This is a genomic window from Cellulosimicrobium cellulans, assembly GCF_016921195.1.
Classification (GTDB): Bacteria; Actinomycetota; Actinomycetes; order Actinomycetales; family Cellulomonadaceae; genus Cellulosimicrobium; species Cellulosimicrobium cellulans_F.
Genome location: NZ_JAFGYF010000002.1, coordinates 528,566 through 545,506, shown reverse-complemented (window position 1 = coordinate 545,506; position 16,941 = coordinate 528,566). Strand labels below are relative to the sequence as shown.

General features: G+C 73.9%; 16 protein-coding genes and 7 tRNA genes. 14 read left to right on the top strand and 9 right to left on the bottom strand.

Features of this window, described 5'->3' with window-relative positions; genetic code table 11:
- Window positions 1–17 precede the first annotated feature (17 nt).
- Together JN535_RS07515 and JN535_RS07510 are read left to right on the top strand one after the other, a co-directional pair.
- Window positions 18–233, top strand: coding sequence for a hypothetical protein (locus JN535_RS07515; protein WP_087471935.1), 216 nt, complete (start codon window positions 18–20; stop codon window positions 231–233).
- A 252-nt stretch (window positions 234–485) separates the two neighbouring features.
- Window positions 486–1,688, top strand: a complete 1,203-nt coding sequence (locus JN535_RS07510) for an IS110 family transposase (protein WP_205204403.1) — start codon at window positions 486–488, stop codon at window positions 1,686–1,688.
- A gap of 55 nt (window positions 1,689–1,743) precedes the next feature.
- Here the strand turns inward: JN535_RS07510 and JN535_RS07505 are convergent, their stop codons facing one another.
- The 8 genes from JN535_RS07505 to JN535_RS07470 all read right to left on the bottom strand — a co-directional run bounded on the left by JN535_RS07505 (window position 1,744) and on the right by JN535_RS07470 (window position 3,789).
- Entirely contained in the window at window positions 1,744–2,067 is a 324-nt protein-coding gene (locus JN535_RS07505) for a DUF2277 domain-containing protein (protein WP_205204393.1), read from the bottom strand.
- Between the two features lie 51 nt (window positions 2,068–2,118).
- Window positions 2,119–2,997, bottom strand: coding sequence for a hypothetical protein (locus JN535_RS07500; RefSeq protein WP_205204391.1), 879 nt, complete (start codon window positions 2,995–2,997; stop codon window positions 2,119–2,121).
- 56 nt (window positions 2,998–3,053) lie between these two features.
- Window positions 3,054–3,128, bottom strand: a tRNA-Val gene (locus JN535_RS07495).
- A 23-nt stretch (window positions 3,129–3,151) separates the two neighbouring features.
- A tRNA-Cys gene (locus JN535_RS07490) sits at window positions 3,152–3,222 on the bottom strand.
- Between the two features lie 54 nt (window positions 3,223–3,276).
- Window positions 3,277–3,349: transfer RNA gene (locus tag JN535_RS07485), tRNA-Gly, on the bottom strand.
- 156 nt (window positions 3,350–3,505) lie between these two features.
- Window positions 3,506–3,577, bottom strand: a tRNA-Val gene (locus tag JN535_RS07480).
- Window positions 3,578–3,597: 20 nt separating this feature from the next.
- Window positions 3,598–3,668 (bottom strand) — tRNA-Cys (locus tag JN535_RS07475).
- A gap of 48 nt (window positions 3,669–3,716) precedes the next feature.
- Window positions 3,717–3,789: transfer RNA gene (locus JN535_RS07470), tRNA-Gly, on the bottom strand.
- A gap of 177 nt (window positions 3,790–3,966) precedes the next feature.
- Between JN535_RS07470 and JN535_RS07465 the strand changes: the two genes are divergently transcribed.
- From JN535_RS07465 to JN535_RS07450, 4 genes are all read left to right on the top strand, one after another.
- Window positions 3,967–5,070 (top strand): chorismate-binding protein, encoded by a 1,104-nt coding sequence (locus JN535_RS07465; protein ID WP_205204383.1) that lies wholly within the window; start codon window positions 3,967–3,969, stop codon window positions 5,068–5,070.
- Entirely contained in the window at window positions 5,067–5,987 is a 921-nt protein-coding gene (locus JN535_RS07460; protein ID WP_205204381.1) for an aminotransferase class IV, read from the top strand. The genes JN535_RS07465 and JN535_RS07460 overlap by 4 nt, the downstream gene beginning before the upstream one ends.
- 54 nt (window positions 5,988–6,041) lie before the next feature.
- Window positions 6,042–6,113, top strand: a tRNA-Val gene (locus JN535_RS07455).
- Between the two features lie 308 nt (window positions 6,114–6,421).
- Window positions 6,422–6,709: a helix-turn-helix domain-containing protein gene (locus JN535_RS07450; RefSeq protein ID WP_205204372.1), complete on the top strand. Its 288-nt coding sequence runs from the start codon at window positions 6,422–6,424 to the stop codon at window positions 6,707–6,709.
- A gap of 394 nt (window positions 6,710–7,103) precedes the next feature.
- Here JN535_RS07450 and JN535_RS07445 read toward each other — a convergent pair whose 3' ends face one another.
- Window positions 7,104–7,649, bottom strand: coding sequence for an arsenate-mycothiol transferase ArsC (locus tag JN535_RS07445; RefSeq protein WP_307868364.1), 546 nt, complete (start codon window positions 7,647–7,649; stop codon window positions 7,104–7,106).
- 333 nt (window positions 7,650–7,982) lie between these two features.
- Between JN535_RS07445 and JN535_RS07440 the strand changes: the two genes are divergently transcribed.
- The 8 genes from JN535_RS07440 to JN535_RS07405 all read left to right on the top strand — a co-directional run bounded on the left by JN535_RS07440 (window position 7,983) and on the right by JN535_RS07405 (window position 16,757).
- Window positions 7,983–9,653 carry a DUF4012 domain-containing protein gene (locus JN535_RS07440; RefSeq protein ID WP_205204370.1) on the top strand — a complete coding sequence of 557 codons (1,671 nt, stop codon included), beginning with the start codon at window positions 7,983–7,985 and terminating at the stop codon, window positions 9,651–9,653.
- Window positions 9,654–9,749: 96 nt separating this feature from the next.
- Window positions 9,750–10,316, top strand: coding sequence for a peptidase (locus JN535_RS07435; protein WP_205204368.1), 567 nt, complete (start codon window positions 9,750–9,752; stop codon window positions 10,314–10,316).
- A gap of 201 nt (window positions 10,317–10,517) precedes the next feature.
- A complete protein-coding gene (locus JN535_RS07430) occupies window positions 10,518–12,041 on the top strand; it encodes a sugar transferase (protein ID WP_205204366.1) in 1,524 nt (507 codons plus the stop codon).
- Complete coding sequence (locus tag JN535_RS07425; protein ID WP_205204364.1) at window positions 12,025–13,155, top strand: glycosyltransferase; 1,131 nt, start codon at window positions 12,025–12,027, stop codon at window positions 13,153–13,155. The genes JN535_RS07430 and JN535_RS07425 overlap by 17 nt, the downstream gene beginning before the upstream one ends.
- Window positions 13,152–14,255, top strand: a complete 1,104-nt coding sequence (locus JN535_RS07420; protein WP_205204362.1) for a glycosyltransferase family 4 protein — start codon at window positions 13,152–13,154, stop codon at window positions 14,253–14,255. Before JN535_RS07425 ends, JN535_RS07420 begins: the two co-directional genes overlap by 4 nt.
- Window positions 14,252–15,193 (top strand): polysaccharide pyruvyl transferase family protein, encoded by a 942-nt coding sequence (locus tag JN535_RS07415; protein WP_205204360.1) that lies wholly within the window; start codon window positions 14,252–14,254, stop codon window positions 15,191–15,193. Before JN535_RS07420 ends, JN535_RS07415 begins: the two co-directional genes overlap by 4 nt.
- Entirely contained in the window at window positions 15,190–15,534 is a 345-nt protein-coding gene (locus JN535_RS07410) for a hypothetical protein (protein ID WP_205204358.1), read from the top strand. Before JN535_RS07415 ends, JN535_RS07410 begins: the two co-directional genes overlap by 4 nt.
- Window positions 15,531–16,757 carry a hypothetical protein gene (locus JN535_RS07405; RefSeq protein ID WP_205204356.1) on the top strand — a complete coding sequence of 409 codons (1,227 nt, stop codon included), beginning with the start codon at window positions 15,531–15,533 and terminating at the stop codon, window positions 16,755–16,757. Before JN535_RS07410 ends, JN535_RS07405 begins: the two co-directional genes overlap by 4 nt.
- Window positions 16,758–16,941 lie beyond the last annotated feature (184 nt).

Genomic DNA, 16,941 nt, shown 5'->3' with positions numbered 1-16,941 from the left:
CTGGTAGACCCGTGCCTATGAGCACCCACGCAGACCACCGCGACGACCTCAACGAGTCCGACGTCGCCTCCGCACGACTGTCCCCGCGCCGCGAGGAGGAGGGGGAGGCCGTCGGTGACGTGCTGACCGGTGGGGACGCGACCAAGGCCCCGCAGTCGCTGTCGGAGAACGAGCGTCGACCGATCGACGGCGCGTCGTCGGGCACGTCCTGGGACGACCCCGACGAGCTCTGAGCGTCACTGGTGGACCGTCGGTCTAGACAGGCGTGGAAACGTCTTGTCTGCACCCCGGTGCTGCCGGGTCACTGCCGGGCTGAGGGAGTCCCGCCCTTGGTGAGGACCTGGCTGACAGTTGCAGGGCTCGGTGGCCCGGGACGTGCAGACCGGGCATAGGGCTGTGCGCCGCGAGTGCCGCAGTGACCCACCGGCCGTGACGTCCCGGGGCCGGAGTGCTTCTGCGTGGGCTGGACGGAAGGAGCACACTCCATGGAGGCGACGCGCGCGTTCGCCGGGATCGACTGGTCCTGGCAGCACCATGGGGTCTGTATCGTCAACGGGGCAGGTGACCGCGTCGAAGAAGTCCCGGTGACGCACCCGAAGGCCGGGTTGGTCAAGGTCGCCACCGTGCTCAGGGATCACGGCGTTGACCGGGTCGGGATCGAACGTGGGGATGGTCCCGTGGTCGAGCACCTGATCCGGTCGGGGTTCGAGGTCGTGGTGATCTCCTCGCGTCAGGTCCGGTCGCTGCGAGCCCGCTATGGGGCAGCGGGCAACAAGGACGACCGGTTCGACGGGCTGTTTAGCCAGCTCGACATCCCGATCAGCCAGCTCGACATCCCGATCAGCCAGCTCGACATCTCGATCAGCCTGGCGTTCCTGCGCAGGTTCCCCTCCGAAGCGAAGGCCGCCTGGCTGTCCCCGGTCAGGATGGCGCACTGGCTGCGGGCCAACGGCTGTTGCAGCCGGCAGACTCCCGACGAGCTCGTCGCTCACCTGCGCCAAGCCGTGATGGGACATGTGCACGGTCCCGCCGCCGAGGCCGGCGAGGTGATCGTCACCGCCCTGGTCGACCTGCTCACCACGCTGCGCGCCCAGCAGGACAACCTCGAGGCCCGGATCAAGGAAGCGCTCCTGGCCCATCCCGACGGGCCGATCTTCCGGTCGCTACCCCGCGCCGGCACCGTCCGCGCTGCCACCCTCCTGGCCGAGATCGGCGACTGCCGCGCACGGTTCCCCGACGCCCAGGCAGGGTTGGACCAGAATCCTGTGGCGCCGCCGGCACGACCACACGCCCTACAATCCCGACCTACGGCCGCCTCAACAACCTCACCAAGGAGGCCGCTTGACATAGGGCTGTCAGTCCATGCGGGGCAACCGTTGGGCGTCGACCGGGATGAGCCGCGGCATCCCGGCGGGGGCGACGGCGCTCAGCGCGAGGTAGCGCGCCTCGGCGCGGTGGAGGCGGATGTGCTCGTCGACGGTCCAGTCCGGGCCGTTCGTCAGCGACATGCCGCACGAGCAGTCGATCGTCACCCGCCCCGCCGTGTCCTCGCGGACCTGCCCGATCGTCACGTGCGCGGAGCGTGCGTCCGCCTTCGCGCGGCGCATGCTCGCGCTGACGGGCTCGGGGCGCGGGTTCTCCCGCGGCGGGGTCGGGGCGGGTGCGGCACTCACAGGTCACGAGCCTAGACGCCGTCGCCGCGGCGGCGCGCACGCCGCGTCACGTCTCGGCGCCTCGGGCGCGTCAGTGGGAGTGGGCGATCCCCAGGGCGTGCGTCCGCTCGTGCTCGCGCTCGGCGGCCTCGCGCGCGGCGATGCGCGCCCGGACCTCCTCGCGCCGGAGCGGGGGAACGGTCGTCGGCGGGTTGCGGCGCTCGGGCAGCTCGCCGAGCAGCCGCGCGACGATCGCCGCGACCTCGTCGACCGCCCGCTCGAACGGTTCCTGCGTCGCGGCGCTCGTGCGCTGGATCCCGGTCACCTTCCGGACGAACTGGCGTGCGGCCGCCTCGATCTCCTCGTCCGTGGCGGGGGGCTCGAGGCCGCGCAGGGTCGTGATGTTCCGGCACATGCCCTCGACGCTACGTGCGAGGGAGGAGCACGACAAGGGTGGCCGGCCAGGTCAGGCGAAGCGTGCCGAGACGGCGAGCGTCTCACCGACGTCGACGCGGACCTCCGCGAGGCGGACGCCGGGGGGAAGGTCGGACACGAGGTCGACCTGGCGACCCTCGACCTTCGCGAGCTCGCCGCGTGCCGCGACGAGCAGCGCCGCGACCACGGGGTTGCGGCTCGACAGCTCGAGGTCCCGGACGGCGAGCACCATCCGCGCGTCGACCTCGGCGGTCGCCGTCGCGCGGACGCTCGCGGAGAGGATGCCCTTGCGGACCCGGGCGAACGCGCGGAGCGTGACGCTGCGAGGTCCCGCCGACTCGAGCTCGACGTCGAGCGACGCGAGCGTGAGGCCGAGTTTCTGGAGCTCCGTGGCCACGAGCCGCCGGGCGGTCGCGACGATCGCGTCGCGCGGCGCGGCGACCCGGACGTGACCGGTCAGGGGTGCGGCGTCGTCGGGCTCGACGCCCTCGACCCCGAGGGCGCCGCCGGCGTCCTCGACCCAGCGGAACCGCAGGCCCTCGGCCTCGGCGACGACGTCGACCGGCACGTCCTCGACCACGAGCGGGTGCGCGTCGACGCGCAGCCGGCGCAGGACCGCGTCCTCGCGCGAGCGCACGTCCTCGACGTCCGAGGTCGCCGGGCCGGACGCGGTGGCGCCCGACGTCGTACCGCCGAGGCGCACGTGCACCCCGGTCAGGTCCACGTCGAGTCGCGCGACGTCGGCGCCGTCGAGGCCGGCGTCGATACGGGCCCGCTCGGCGTGCTGGACGGTCGGCCCGAGCAGGTCGAGCAGGACGGGGCGCAGACGGGCGACGAGGTCGGGGGCGGACGCGGGCCGCGGGGCGGCGCCGAGCGCAAGGACGTCGTGGGCAGGGCGCAGGTCGGGCATGGGCCGAGGGTAATCGACGACGAAGGCCGCCCCGGGAACCGGGACGGCCTTCGTGCTGGTGGGCGATACTGGGATCGAACCAGTGACCTCTTCCGTGTCAGGGAAGCGCGCTACCGCTGCGCCAATCGCCCGGGGTGTTGCTGCACTGCATGCGAGGTGGAGATGGGATTCGAACCCACGTATACGGCTTTGCAGGCCGCTGCCTCGCCTCTCGGCCACTCCACCATGAGACGTGCTCCCTCTCGCTCCCGAGAGAGCAGGCCAGAGAGTGGGCCTCCGAGCGGATGACGGGACTCGAACCCGCGACCCTCACCTTGGCAAGGTGATGCTCTACCAACTGAGCCACATCCGCGCGGCCGGTCCGTCCGGCTCCTGAGAGCCTTCGTGATCCGGCGCGAAGCACATACTAGCCGACTTCCCGGCCGGATCGTGCATCCGGTCCGGGCGATGGTCGGCACGCGAGAGGCCGCTCCGGACGGTGCCCGGGCGGCCTCTCGCGTCGTGCTCGTGGGCGATACTGGGATCGAACCAGTGACCTCTTCCGTGTCAGGGAAGCGCGCTACCGCTGCGCCAATCGCCCCCAGGGTGGTGCTGTCTGCGAGGTGGAGATGGGATTCGAACCCACGTATACGGCTTTGCAGGCCGCTGCCTCGCCTCTCGGCCACTCCACCGCGACCTGCCCTCCGCCGCCGCGAGAGCGGGCGGAGAGTGGGCCTCCGAGCGGATGACGGGACTCGAACCCGCGACCCTCACCTTGGCAAGGTGATGCTCTACCAACTGAGCCACATCCGCGCGGCCGGACCCTGCGAGGTGTCGAGGAATCGCTTCCTGTTTGCCCCCGGCGTTCCGGCGCGTCCCAGACATTAGTCCACGTTCGCGCCCGACGTCCAACCGGCACCGTCCCCGTACGCGCCGTGCGCGTCCCGGACCCCCGCCGGGCGGTGCGCACGTGGTCGGTAGCGTGGTCCTGTGCCAGGACCTGGGAGAACGCCGTCGAGGCCGGGGATCGCGCGCTTCGCCGGCCGCGCCGCCACCGGCGTGGTGGAGGTCGTCGACCTGTGGCGGGAGCCGGAGCGGCTCGCCGACGACGGTCCGTGGTTCGTCGTGGCGGATTTCGACGCCCCCGCTCGCGGCGGCCGGGCGCGCGCCTGGCGGTTCGCGGAGCGCGCCGACCCGGCGGCGCTCGCGCGGGAACCGGGCGAAGGGAGCGCATGGCGAGGGCCGGCGTCGTCGGACTGGTCGAGCTCGATGGACCGGGCGGCCTACGAGGCCGCAGTCGCGCGCGTGCGCGACGCGGTCCGCGAGGGCGAGGTCTACCAGGCCAACGTCTGCCGCGTCCTGTCGGCACCGCTCGTCGCCCCGGACGGCGGCGAGCCGGGCGCCGCGGCCCTCGGGCGCCGTCTGGCCCGGGGGAACCCGGCGCCCTACGCGGGCGTCCTGCACGTCCCGGCGAGCTCCGGCGTCGACCCCGCCTGGGTCGTGAGCGCGTCCCCCGAGCTCTACCTCCGCGTCGCGGGCAGGACGGTGACGTCCGGCCCCATCAAGGGCACCGCGCCGACGCCGGACGGGCTCACGGCCAAGGACCGCGCGGAGAACGTCATGATCACCGACCTCGTGCGCAACGACCTCCAGCGCGTGTGCGACCCGGGGACGGTCGAGGTCACCGACCTGCTCGCGGTCGAGCCCCACCCCGGCCTCGTGCACCTCGTGAGCACCGTCGCGGGGCGGCTCCGTCCCGGCCTGGACGACCCGGCCTCGCTCTGGCCCGCGCTGCTCGGCGCGACCTTCCCGCCCGCGTCCGTGTCCGGCGCCCCGAAGTCGTCCGCGCTGCGCATCATCGAGGCGCTCGAGCCGGTGCCGCGCGGCCCGTACTGCGGCGCGATCGGATGGGTCGACGGGGACGAGGCGGTGCTCGCCGTCGGGATCCGGACGTTCTGGTGGACCGACGGCGTGCTGCGCTTCGGGACCGGGGCCGGCATCACGTGGGGGAGCGACCCCGCGCGCGAGTGGGACGAGACCGAGCTCAAGGCCCGGCGGCTCGTCGGCCTCGCCTCCGGCACACTGGAGCCATGAGCTCCGCTGCCGCCACGACGCCGTCGTCCGACCGACCGTCCGAGAACCTCGTGATCTGGGCCGACGGGCGCCTCGTGCGACCGGGCGAGGAGGCGCTGAGCGCCGTGGACCACGGCCTCACGGTCGGGGACGGCGTGTTCGAGACGTGCGCCGTGTTCGACGGGCAGGCGTTCGCGCTCACCCGGCACCTGCGCCGGCTCGCGCGGTCGGCCGCGGGCCTCGGGCTCGACGCGCCGGACGAGCAGCGCGTGCTCGACGGCGTCACGGCCGTGCTCGCGGAGGCCGGCGCCCGGACACGGGCGGGGGCGGGCGACGTCGGGCGTCTGCGCATCACCGTGACCGCCGGTGTCGGCCCGCTCGGGTCCGGACGGACGCCCGGCGCGCAGACCGTCGTCGTCGCCGCGGGGCCCGCGACCATCAGCCCCACCGGCCGCGCCGTGCGTTCGCCGTGGACGCGCAACGAGCGGTCGGCGGTGGCCGGGCTCAAGACGACGTCGTACGCCGAGAACGTGGTCGCGCTCGCCGACGCCGTCGCGAAGGGCGGCGACGAGGCGCTCCTGGCGAACACCGCGGGCGACCTGTGCGAGGGCACGGGCGCGAACGTCTTCGTCGAGCGCGGGGGCGAGCTCGTCACGCCGTTCCTGGCATCGGGCTGCCTCGCCGGCATCACGCGCGAGCTCCTGCTCGAGTGGGCCGCGGAGGACGGCCTTCCCGTGCGCGAGGCGCGGCCGGGCGAGCTGCCGTTCGCCGTGCTCGACGAGGTGAGCGCGGGGGAGGCGGCACTGCTCCTCACCGGTTCGGTCCGCAACGTCCAGCCGGTCACCTGGCTCGACGGCGTCGACGTCGCGGCCGGGAGGCTGTCGCTCGCCGCGCGCGAGCTCTTCGAGCGGCGCCGTCGCGAGCGCCTGGACCCGTGATCGGGGCCGGTTTTTCGATCCGGTCCGTTTCAGGCTAGTATCGACCTCGCACTCGGGCGATTGGCGCAGTGGTAGCGCGCTTCGTTCACACCGAAGAGGTCACTGGTTCGAACCCAGTATCGCCCACCGAGATTGAGGCCCGGAACCGCATGGTTCCGGGCCTCCGTCGCGTCCGTTTCGCAACGTCCGCGAGCCGCACGAAGCGCTGTCGACGTCCGACGATGGCCGGGCACCGCCGTTGAAGGGCGCCTCACGACGAAGGATCTCACCTGGGGGCTCCCGTACCGCGCGCCGATGAGTGGCGCCACGTCCACGCCCTGCGAGCCGCGCCGCGCCCGTCGGCCGTCCCTGGCATGGTCGCCGCCTCGCAGGGCTGGCGTGAGAGCTGGGGGCGTGCGGTGCGAACGGCAGGGAAGGCTCCTAGGGTTCCTGGCATGTCGAGCAGGGGGTCGTACGTCCTGGCGTCCGTGTCACGCACGGTGCGCACCATCGAGCTGGTCGCCGAGTCGGAGGCGATACGCCTGGCCGAGCTGGCGTCGTGTCTCGGCGTGAGCCGGCCGGGGGCGTTCCGCATCGCGCAGACCCTCGTCGCGCACCGGTGGCTCGTCCAGGGCACGGACCGCCGGTACCGGATCGGGCCCGCTGTGCGGGCCCTCGTGGACCCGGGGCCGGGTTCGGCCGAGGCTCCTGCGCAGCGTCCGGGATGCTCGACGGACGCTTGAGGCGCAGTGGTCGTCTCGCCATCTGAGCGGTGCCCTCGGTGGGAGCGGGTGAATGTTCGGGACAAACAGCTCGCGTAGCCCGGAGATAGCGCCGATACCGGACGAAGCGGCGAGCTCTGGACAGATGTCCAGCCTGCGAGCTGTCGGGGTGGCGTGCAGGCTGCCCGCATGCTCCGGGTGACGGTCCGCTGGTACTGGTCGTCCTCGATGCAGCGACCGCGATCCTCCCCGGGCGAGGTACCCGTCGGCGCGACGGGTGCCGAGGGCATCGCCACCGGGCGCGGCGGAGGCCTGGCTCTGTGGAGACGGTCGTGGTGGTGGCCGTCACGGTGCTCCAGGGGCCCTGACGGCAGCCGGTCCCCCTCCTTGTGCAGGGGGCAGGGAGGTGGACCGGTCACCCTCGCAGGGCGGCGACGAGCCGCTGTGCGTCGGCCCCGATGCGGTCGAGCACGCGGCGGTAGACGTCGTCCGACCGCCCGTAGGGGTCCTCGACGTCCGGTGCGTCGCGCTCCAGATCGAGGCTCGCGCGCGCTCGAGGCGCGGCGGCGACGACGTCGGCGAGCCGTGCGGCGTCATCCGCCCCAGGAGCGCCGGGACCCGTCCGTTCCGCGATCGCCGCGAGCTCCGTGAAGAGGAGGGATCGCCGCAGCGCCGACGGCGCGAGCTCGAGCACCGCGGCCCGGTGCTGGCGCGTCATCGTGAGGACGAGGTCCCCGGACCGCACCAGGTCCTCGGTGAGCGAGCGGGCGACGAAGCCGGACGGGTCGAGACCGCGATCCGACAGGAGACGGGCCATGCTCGGCGCGACGGGTGCGCCGACCACGGCGCCGGTCCCGGCGCTCGTCACGACCACGGAGTCGTCCAGCGCGGAGCCGAGCACGAGCTGTGCCGCGGGTGAGCGACAGATGTTCCCGGTGCACACGACGAGGACCGACAGCACGCTCCAACCTCCTTGCGACCGGGGGTCTGGGTAATGTAGCGCGAGCGGCGGCCCGCACCGGAGCCGTCGCACCGGGGGCGAGTCGCGGGGGGCGGCATGGTGCACGACGGGTGGGGTCCACGATGGTCAGGTGCCGCGACGCTGGTCGCGTCCTCCGCACGACCGGAGTCGGAACGGGGCCGTCCCGCGGCACGGCGAACGTCCCGCCGAGCACGTTCTTGGCGGCTGCGCAGGCGCGTCGCCGTAGCCGGCGGGCTCGCCCTCGTCGTGGCGTTGGCGTGGCTCGCCTGGCTGGTCACGGACGTCTTGCGCGCGCGTGCCGCACTCGAGGACGTGGCCTCGACCCTGCCCGCACTGCAGGAGCAGGTGCGGGCGGGCCGGGACGCCGGGACGGCGATCGATGACGTCCGACGTTCCGCACGCGTCGCGGCGTCCGCGACGCACGGCCCGCACTGGACGGTCGCCCGCGCGCTGCCGTTCGTCGGCGACGACGCGCGAGCCCTCGGGGAGATGACCGGAGCCGTCGACCGGGTCGCGCAGGACGCCCTGCCACGCCTCGCCGACGCCGTCGCCGTCGCGTCCCCGTCGACCCTCACGCCGACCGCCGGGGCCGTCGACCTGGGGCCCCTCAGCGCTGCGCGCGACGACGTCGTCGCCGCCGACCGCGCGCTCGGGGCGTCGTACGAGACCGTCTCGGGCATCGACACGTCGACCCTGGTGAGCCCGCTGGCCGCCGCCGTGGGCGACCTGCGCGCGCAGCTCGGCGATGTCGCCTCCCAGACGGCGACTGCCGCGCGCGCGGTACAGCTCGTCCCCCCGATGCTCGGCGCCGACGGCGCGCGGAACTACCTCGTGCTCGTCCAGAACAACGCCGAGCCGCGCGCGACCGGTGGGATCGCTGGTTCGGTGCTCCACCTCCGGGCGGAGTCGGGCGCCGTCGAGCTCGTCGAGGTCCGTCCGGGCAGCGCGATCGGCGGCTACCCGGAGAGCGTGGTCGACCTGAGCGGCCCCGAGGCGGCGCTGTTCGGTGACGACCTCGGCAGGTACATGCTCAACGTCACGTCAACCCCCGACTTCCCGCGCGCCGCACGCGTGGCGCGCGAGGCCTGGCTGCGGCAGACCGGTGAGGAGGTCGACGGCGTGGTGGCCGTCGATCCGGTGGCTCTCGCGGGGGTGCTCGGCGGGGTCGGGCCGGTCGAGGTCTCGACGCCGGGCGGCGGGGCGCTCCGGCTCACGACGCAGGACGCGGCCGCCTACCTGCTCAACGGCGTCTACGTCGACCACGCGGACCCGGCGGAGCAGGACGCCGTGCTCGCCCTGGTCGCGCGCGAGGTGCTCGGCTCGCTGACCACGGGGGAGGGGGACGCCGCGGCACTCGTCGACGCGCTCGCCCGGTCGGCCCGGGACGGTCGTCTGCTCGTGTGGTCCGCCAGGGCCGCGGAGCAGGACCTCCTGACGGGGACGGTCCTCTCCGGCGAGCTCGAGGGGCGTCGCACCGACCCGGCGGGTGGTCCGACGTCTCCCGTCGTCGGGGTCTACCTCAACGCGACGACCGCGTCCAAGACCGGCTACTACCTCGACTCCACCGTGGCGGTCGGCGACGTGACCTGCCGTCCCGACGGCTCGCAGGCCTTCACGGTGCACGTGACGCTCGCCTCCACGCTCACTCGCGCCGAGGCGGTAGAGCTGCCCGAGTACGTTCTCGGAGCAGGCGGGGACGGCACGATACGGACCAACCTGCTCGTCTACGCGCCGCACGGCGGGGGCATCCGTGGGCCGTCGACGGGCGACGGTGAGCCGGGGCTCTTCGCTCAGGTGCACGACGGGCTCGTCGTCGGGGCGCGGTCGGTCGCGCTCGCGCCGGGGGAGTCGGCGACGTACGAGTACGAGGTCGTCAGCGGCAAGAATCAGCGCGGCCCTGTTTCCGTCAGGAAAACTCCTGGTGTCAGGAACGGCACGACGGCACTTCCGACTGTCGGGTGCGGCACGGGTGTGTTCTCCTGAGGAGGCACGGCGGGGGCACGTGCGACGACCGGCGTCGATGACGTCGGTTCGGCCAGGGGCCCCCGCACCCGACGACGAAGGCAGGGGGCCTTTGACATGAAGCTTCGACGCGCAGCGACCACGCTGCTCCTCGCCGCGGCGCTCGCCGCGGCACCGGCCGTCGCGTCCGCCTACGAGGCGGACGAGTACGAGGTGGGTGTCTCCACCGCGACGCCCGAGGTCGGCGAGACGTTCACCGTCACGGTGGGCGGACCGGCCGGGAACCCGACGATCACGCTGACGATCTCGTCGCCCGACGTCCCGGACGGTGCGATCTCGATCGCAGGGACGAAGTCGCTGACCAAGGACACCGCCGACGGCTTCGCTTCGTTCGCCGTGACGCTCTCCCAGCCCGGGACGTTCTCCCTGGTGGCGACCGACGCGAACGGGACCGTGCTTTCGAGCCAGCAGATCGTCGCCGTCCCGGCCTCGGACGGAGCCGGGGGCACGGGCTCGGGCGGCGACTCGGCCGACGGTGCGGGCGACGGGGCCTCGGGCGGGCTCGCCGAGACCGGGTCCGACGACGTGCTGCTGCTCGGCGGGGCCGTCCTGCTCGTCGCGGGCGGTGCGACGGCGGTGCTGGTCTCTCGCAGCCGACGCCGCTCGTCGGGGGCCAAGGCCTGAGCCGGGCACCCGTCCTCGACGACGGGTGCATCGCAGGCACACCGGTCGCCCGACGACCGGCCGCCGCCGTGACGACGACGTCCGGACCTGCGGCGGAGAGCTCGGCAGACCGTCGGTGACGGCGGCGTCCGGCACCCACTGAGGGCGGTCGCGCGTCGGCGAGCCGTCGGGGCTGCGTCCACGGACGTCACAGGGGGCAGCATGACGCTGGAGAAGGATCACGAGGTCGACGCCGTCGATCTCGAAGGGACAGGACGGCAGGTCACCACGCCGTCCTTCGACACCGGACAGCTCGTCCGGATCGCCCTCGGCGCCTACCGGCGCCCGGGCTGGAAGCCGCGGCTCGCGCGCCGTGTCGCCGTCGTCGACGCGCTGGCGGTGGGCGCCGCCGTCGCGACGGCGTACCTCGTCCGGTTCGACGGGATCGGCGGGACCGCACTGGACGCCCAGTACGTCGCCATCTCGGTCGGCCTGCTCGTGACCTGGTGGTGCGCGCTTCGGACGGCGTTCTCGCGCGACAGCCGGAGCCTGGGCTCCGGCGCGCCCGAGTACGCGCGCGTCGTCAACACGACCGTCGCGGTGTTCGGCGTGGTGGCGATCGCGGCGTACCTCGTCCGGTACGACCTGGCCCGGGGGTACGTCGCCATCGCGCTGCCCGTCGGGCTCGTCCTCCTCCTGCTCGGGCGGTGGGCGGTGCGGCGCCGACTGGTCCGCCTGCGCAGGCGCGGCCGTTGCCGGTCGCGGACGCTCGTCGTCGGTGGCCGCGACGGAGCCGCCCACCTCGTGGAGAGGCTGCGCGAGGCGGCGGACAGCGGTTATCAGGTCGTCGGTGTGTGCGTCCCTGGAGGCGCGGTCGAGCCGCACGAGACCGTGGCGGGCGTGCCGGTGGTCGGCGAGGTCTGCGACACCGCGCGCCTCGTCGAGCCGCTGCGGGCCGACACGGTGATGGTCACCGGCTCGGACCTCGTGACCCCCCGGACCGTCAAGCGGCTCGCGTGGGACCTCGAGCCGTGGGGCGCGGACCTCGTCCTCGCGCCCGCGCTGACCGACGTCGCGGGACCTCGCATCCGGACCCGGCCCGTGGCGGGGCTGCCGCTCCTGCACGTCGAGGCGCCCGGGTACTCGGGCCCGCAGCACGTGCTCAAGCGAGCGTTCGACGTGGTCGGCGCGCTCTGCCTCCTCGTGCTCTTCTCCGTCCCGCTCCTCGTGACGGCGCTCGCGGTGCGGCTCACGAGCCGCGGTCCGGTCCTGTTCGCCCAGGAGCGCGTCGGGCTGCGCGGCGAGCCGTTCACCGTCCTCAAGTTCCGCTCGATGGTCGTCGACGCGGAGTCCCGGCTCGAGGACGTCCTCGGCGCGGGCAACGTGGGCGTGTTCTACAAGCCCAAGCAGGATCCCCGGGTCACCCGGGTGGGTGCGTTCATCCGCCGCTACTCGATCGACGAGCTCCCCCAGCTCTTCAACGTGCTCGGGGGTTCCATGAGCCTCGTCGGACCCCGTCCGCAGGTCTCGCTCGAGGTCGACCAGTACGACGACGAGATCGGCCGGCGGCTGCTCGTCAAGCCGGGGCTCACGGGGCTGTGGCAGGTCTCGGGCCGCAACAACCTCACGCTCGAGGAGAGCGTGCGGCTGGACCTGTACTACGTCGAGAACTGGACCGTGACCGGGGATCTCCTCATCCTGTTGCGGACGCTGCGAGCGGTGGTGGGGCGTGACGGCGCGTACTAGGCCGAGGGTCGCGATCACCCAGCCCTACGTCCCGGCCTACCGGGAGCACCTGTTCGGTCTGGTCGTGGAGGGGCTCGACGAGCGCGGAGTCGACGTGCACGTCTTCTACGGGGGCGACCCCGAGCAGATGCGTCGCCGCCGCGGACGCGGCGACATGGTCGAGGCGCCTTGGGCCACCGAGGTGCCCGTGCGCGTGGTGCGTGTGGGTCCCGGCGGGCGGCACCTGGTCCGTCGCGCGATCCCGACGGGGTGGCGCGACGCGGTGCTCGTCACGGAGATGCAGGCGGGCAACCTCGACGCACTGGCGGCCGCGCTGCGGGGGAGGCCGTACGTGACGTGGGGCCACGGCGCCTCCTACACCGCCGACGAGGTGACGCTCGCAGGGCGTTGGGAGGCCTGGCTGAACCGCCGCGCGCGGCACGTCCTGACGTACACCGAGGCAGGACGTCGTCACGTCCTGGAGACGGCACGGGTCCCGGCGGACCGTGTCACGTCGTTCGGCAACAGCACCGACACGCGCACGCTGCGGCGCGAGCTGGTCGCCCTCGACGATCGGGACCTGGCCGCCTACCGTGACGCGGTCGGGCTGCCAGGGGACGCCCGCGCCGCGCTCCTGCTGGGGGCGCTCAACGAGCACAAGCTGCCGGACCTCGTCGTCGGGACCGTGCGCGAGGTCCTGCGTCGGGACCCCGACGTCTGGCTCCTCGTGGCGGGCGACGGACCCGCTCGGCGGGTCTTCGAGGACCTGGCCGCCGAGACGGGCCGCGTCGTGGTGCTGGGGCAGGTCGACGCACGGGGGACCGCGCGTGCCGCCGCGGTGTCGCGGCTACTGCTGAACCCGGGTCGGGTGGGGCTCGTCGCGGTCGACGCCCTCGCGCTCGGGCTGCCCGTCCTCACCAGCGACGTCGGTCGCCACGCCCCGGAGGTCGAGTACCTCACCGAGGGGTCCGACCTCTTCACCGTGTCCGGGACACCGTCCGACCTCGCCGCCGCGTGGCTGCGCCTTGCCGCGACGGACCGTCCGGCGGGGGCCGCGGGCGAGGTGCCGTCGACGGAGGCGGCCGCCGAGCGGATCGTGCGGTCGGTGCACAAGGTCGTGAAGGAGGCGGCATGAGGGTCGTCCACTACTACGCGCGTTTCCTGGCCCACCCGTCCGGTGTGACCGACTCCGTCGAGAACTGGGTGCGCCAGGCGCGCCGCGCGGGATACGAGGCGGTGGTGCTGTGCGCGAGCGTGCCGGCACCGCGAGATGTGCCGGAGGACCTGCGGGGGAGCGTGCGCACCGTCACGCACCTCGGGCGGGGACGCACGAGCTGGGTACCGACGGGCCTGGCGAGCGAGGTGCGGCCGGGGGACGTCGTCTACCTGCACGAGGGCTGGGTCGTGAGCAACGTCGTCGCGGCGCGGAGCGCCCGGGCGCGCGGCGCGGTCGTGGTGCTCATGCCTCACGGCGTGTACGAGCCGGGCATCACGTCGCGCCTGCGGGACGTGGCCGGTGCCCGGCGGGCCGCCGAGGCATCCGTCGTGCGCCGCGTCGACTGGCTGCACGTGTTCTACCCGTCCGAGCGTCGCCTCGCGGACGACGTCGCGCGCGGCCGGACCGCGCCGGCGCTCGTGCTGCCCAACGGCGCACCGGCGCCCGACGAGGTCCCTCGCTGGGTCGGAGCGGGCGACTACTTCCTCTGGATGGGCCGCTACGACCCCGACCACAAGGGGATCGACAACCTGCTGCGCCGCTGGGCCGAGCTCCCGGTGCCGTGTCCGCGCCTCGCGCTCGCGGGACCCGACTTTCGGGGTGGTCGCGAGCGGACCGCCCGTCTGGTCCGCGAGCTCGGCCTCGACGGGACGGTCGAGCTGCGCGGCAACGCGCGCGGGGAGGAGAAGTGGCTGCTCATCACGGGCTGCCGCGCCTACCTGCACCCCTCGCGCTGGGAGTCGTGCAGCATCACGCTGCTCGAGATGCTCGCCGCGGGGGTCCCGACCGTCGTCTCGTCGACGATCCACGCGGCGGACCCGCTGCGGTCCGCGGGCGCGGCCGTCGTCGCCGACTTCGCCCGCCCCACCGGTCTGCTGGGGCCGCTCGAGGAGGTCGACGGGAACCGCGACCTCGGCCGCCGCGCCCGGGAGTGGACGGAGGGCTCCGCCACGTGGGAGCGGGTGGGCGCGGAGTACCGCGGCTGGCTGAGCAGCCTCGAGGAAGGAGCGGTCCGATGATCGTGGTGGTGGACCCCGGGGCGGCGTCGACGAACGTCGGCGACCGGATCATCTCGGAGGCCGTCGACGCGGAGCTCGTCGCGCCCCTGCGCGGGCGGGGCACCGAGGTCGAGCTCGTGCCGATGCACGGTCGGCTCGACGCGACCCATCGCGCGGCCCTGCGCGACGCCCGGTCGGTGGTCGTGTGCGGCACGAACCTGCTCTCCGACCACATGCGCTTCCGTCGCGCGTGGCACTGGCCCGTCGACGACGTCGACCTGTGCCGGGGGCGGCTGACGTTCCTCGGCGTCGGCTGGTGGCAGTACCAGCGTGCGGGCATCGATCCGGTCTCGGCGGCGTGGCTGCGGTCGCTGGCCGGCGACGTGCCGTGGGCCGTGCGCGACGAGTACTCGCTCGCGAAGCTGCGGCGCGCGCGCGTGCCCGCGCTGCACACGAGCTGCCCGACGCTGTGGGGCGTGGAGAAGCAGACGCTCCCGTCCGACGAACGGCGCGTCGTCGTGACGTTCACCGACTACAGCCAGGACCCGCTGGCCGACCGGAGGCTCGTGCGGGCGCTCGCCGAACGCTTCGACGAGGTGCTCTTCTGGCCCCAGGGCCCCGGCGACCGCGAGTACGTCGACGGTCTCCGGGCCGGCACGGGCACGATGCTCGGCCCGCGCCTCGAGGACTTCGACGCGGCGCTCGACGCACCGGGGACGGCGTACGTGGGGCTCCGGCTCCACGGCGGCATCCGGGCGATGCAGCGGGGCGTGCCCACCCTCGTGCTGTCGATCGACAACCGCGCGCGGGAGATCGCGCGGTCGGTCGGCCTGCGGGCGCCCTCGCGCCACGCGGCACGGCGCTACCAGGACGACCTGCGCTCGGGAGAGGTGATCCGCATCGACGTCCCGCGAGACGCCGTCGACTCCTGGCGCCGCCGATGGGGGATCGAACGATGACGCGCGGACGACCGGAGGCGACGGCCGTGCTCGCCGGGCCGGGGCAGGCCGTCGCGGACGCGGACCGCGCGGCCGACTTCGTGCTCGTCACCGACGAGCACGCGTGGCACGAGGCGGCCCGGGCGGGCTTGGACCCCGTGGCCACGCACCTGCGGTTCAGCGTCACGGACCGCCGTTCCGACGCCGCCGCCCGGCTCGGGCGGCTCGTCATGCCCTGGCGCTGGCGCCGGACCATCCTCAACTCGGGCATCGGGGTCGTTTACTGGAGGCGGGGTGCCCCGCTGGCGCCCCGGGTGGGCGCGCTGCTCGCCGGGAGCCGGGTCGTGAGGTTCGACGCATGACGCCTCCCGACGTGCTGCGGAGGTCCCTCGCGGTCCCGGCGGCTGCGCTGACCCGGCCGCTCGTCCTCTCGCAGGCCGCGGCCAGCGCGGCGGGTGCGGCCGTCGTCCTGCTGGGTGCCTGGCACATGGAGCCGGTCGATTTCGCGAGCTTCAGCCTGGCCCTCCTCGTGCTGAACGTCGGCACCGGCCTGGTACGGAGCGGGCTCTTCCAGCCCGCGCTCATCGAGCGGCGGACGGATCCTCACGCCGTCGTCCCGGTCCGCTACGTCGCCGTCGCCGCGGGGACGGTCACCGTGCTCGTCGCCGCGGCGGACCTCGCCGTGACCGTCCTCGGCGCGGGCGGAGCGACGCTGCTGGGGGTCCTCAGCGTCGCGCCGGTCGTCCAGGACTGGCTGCGGTTCCGTTGCATTGGCCAGGGACGGAACGGGACCGTCGCGCTCTCGGACGGGATCCGTCTCCTGCTCGTCCCCGCCGTTCTCCCCGTCGCCGGCACGGCGCAGCCGCTCGTCGCCTTCTATGCGGTGTGGTGCGCGGGCTACGCCGTGGCGGCTGTCCCGCTCGCGCTGGCGGCACGCCGCGTGCCCCGCTTCTCGCGGTACTCGGTGTACGGGGCGCGGGCTCGCTCCCAGGCGGGGGAGTTCCTCGTCGCCCAGCTCGCCACGACGGTGCCGCTCCTCGTGCTCGGCGCGCTCTCCGTGAGCGCGAGCGTCGGGGCGTTCCGGCTCAGCCAGACGCTCTACGGTCCGGTGAACGTGCTCTTCGCGGCCGTCGCGCTGAACCTGCTCTCGGACGCGGTGGGCGAGTCCGACCGGCCCGACGACGCCGCGCTTGTCCGGCGCGCACGGCGCCTCGGCCTGCTGTCCGCAGGCGGGGCGACCGCGCTCGGTGCGGTGCTCGTTGTCGTCGCCGCGGCGGGGGCGGTCCACCCGTCCGGCATCGAGCGCGGGGAGCTCGTCGTCGCGCTCGCGGCGGTCGGCTGCTTCGCGGCCTGCGGCGGGCTCGTGGGACCGCACCTCGTCGTCATGCGGATCTTCAAGGCGCAGTCCGTCGTGACGCGCGCGCGGGTCGGCATGGTCGCGGTGACCTGGTGCGGGTTCGTGATCGGATATCTGGCCGGAGGGCCATTTGCGAGCCTCGTTCTAGGATTCTTCCTCGGGGGGATCGGCTATGTCGTCTTCTTCCTCCCTGCGGCGGGGCGGACCTATCAAGCGGCGGTCCCGTGACCCGAGAATGCGGAACAGCCCCTGGCCATTGCGAAGCCCTTTTCTCTTCCGGGACCGAGTGGGCGCCGAGCGTGTCTTCTCCCCGGTGTCGGCGCGCGCACCCCCGTGTGGTCCGAGCTCGGAGCGAGCGGTCCGTCGCGCACCTCCGACGCCCGCCGCGGCATAGCAGGGGGCAGAGTCGGCG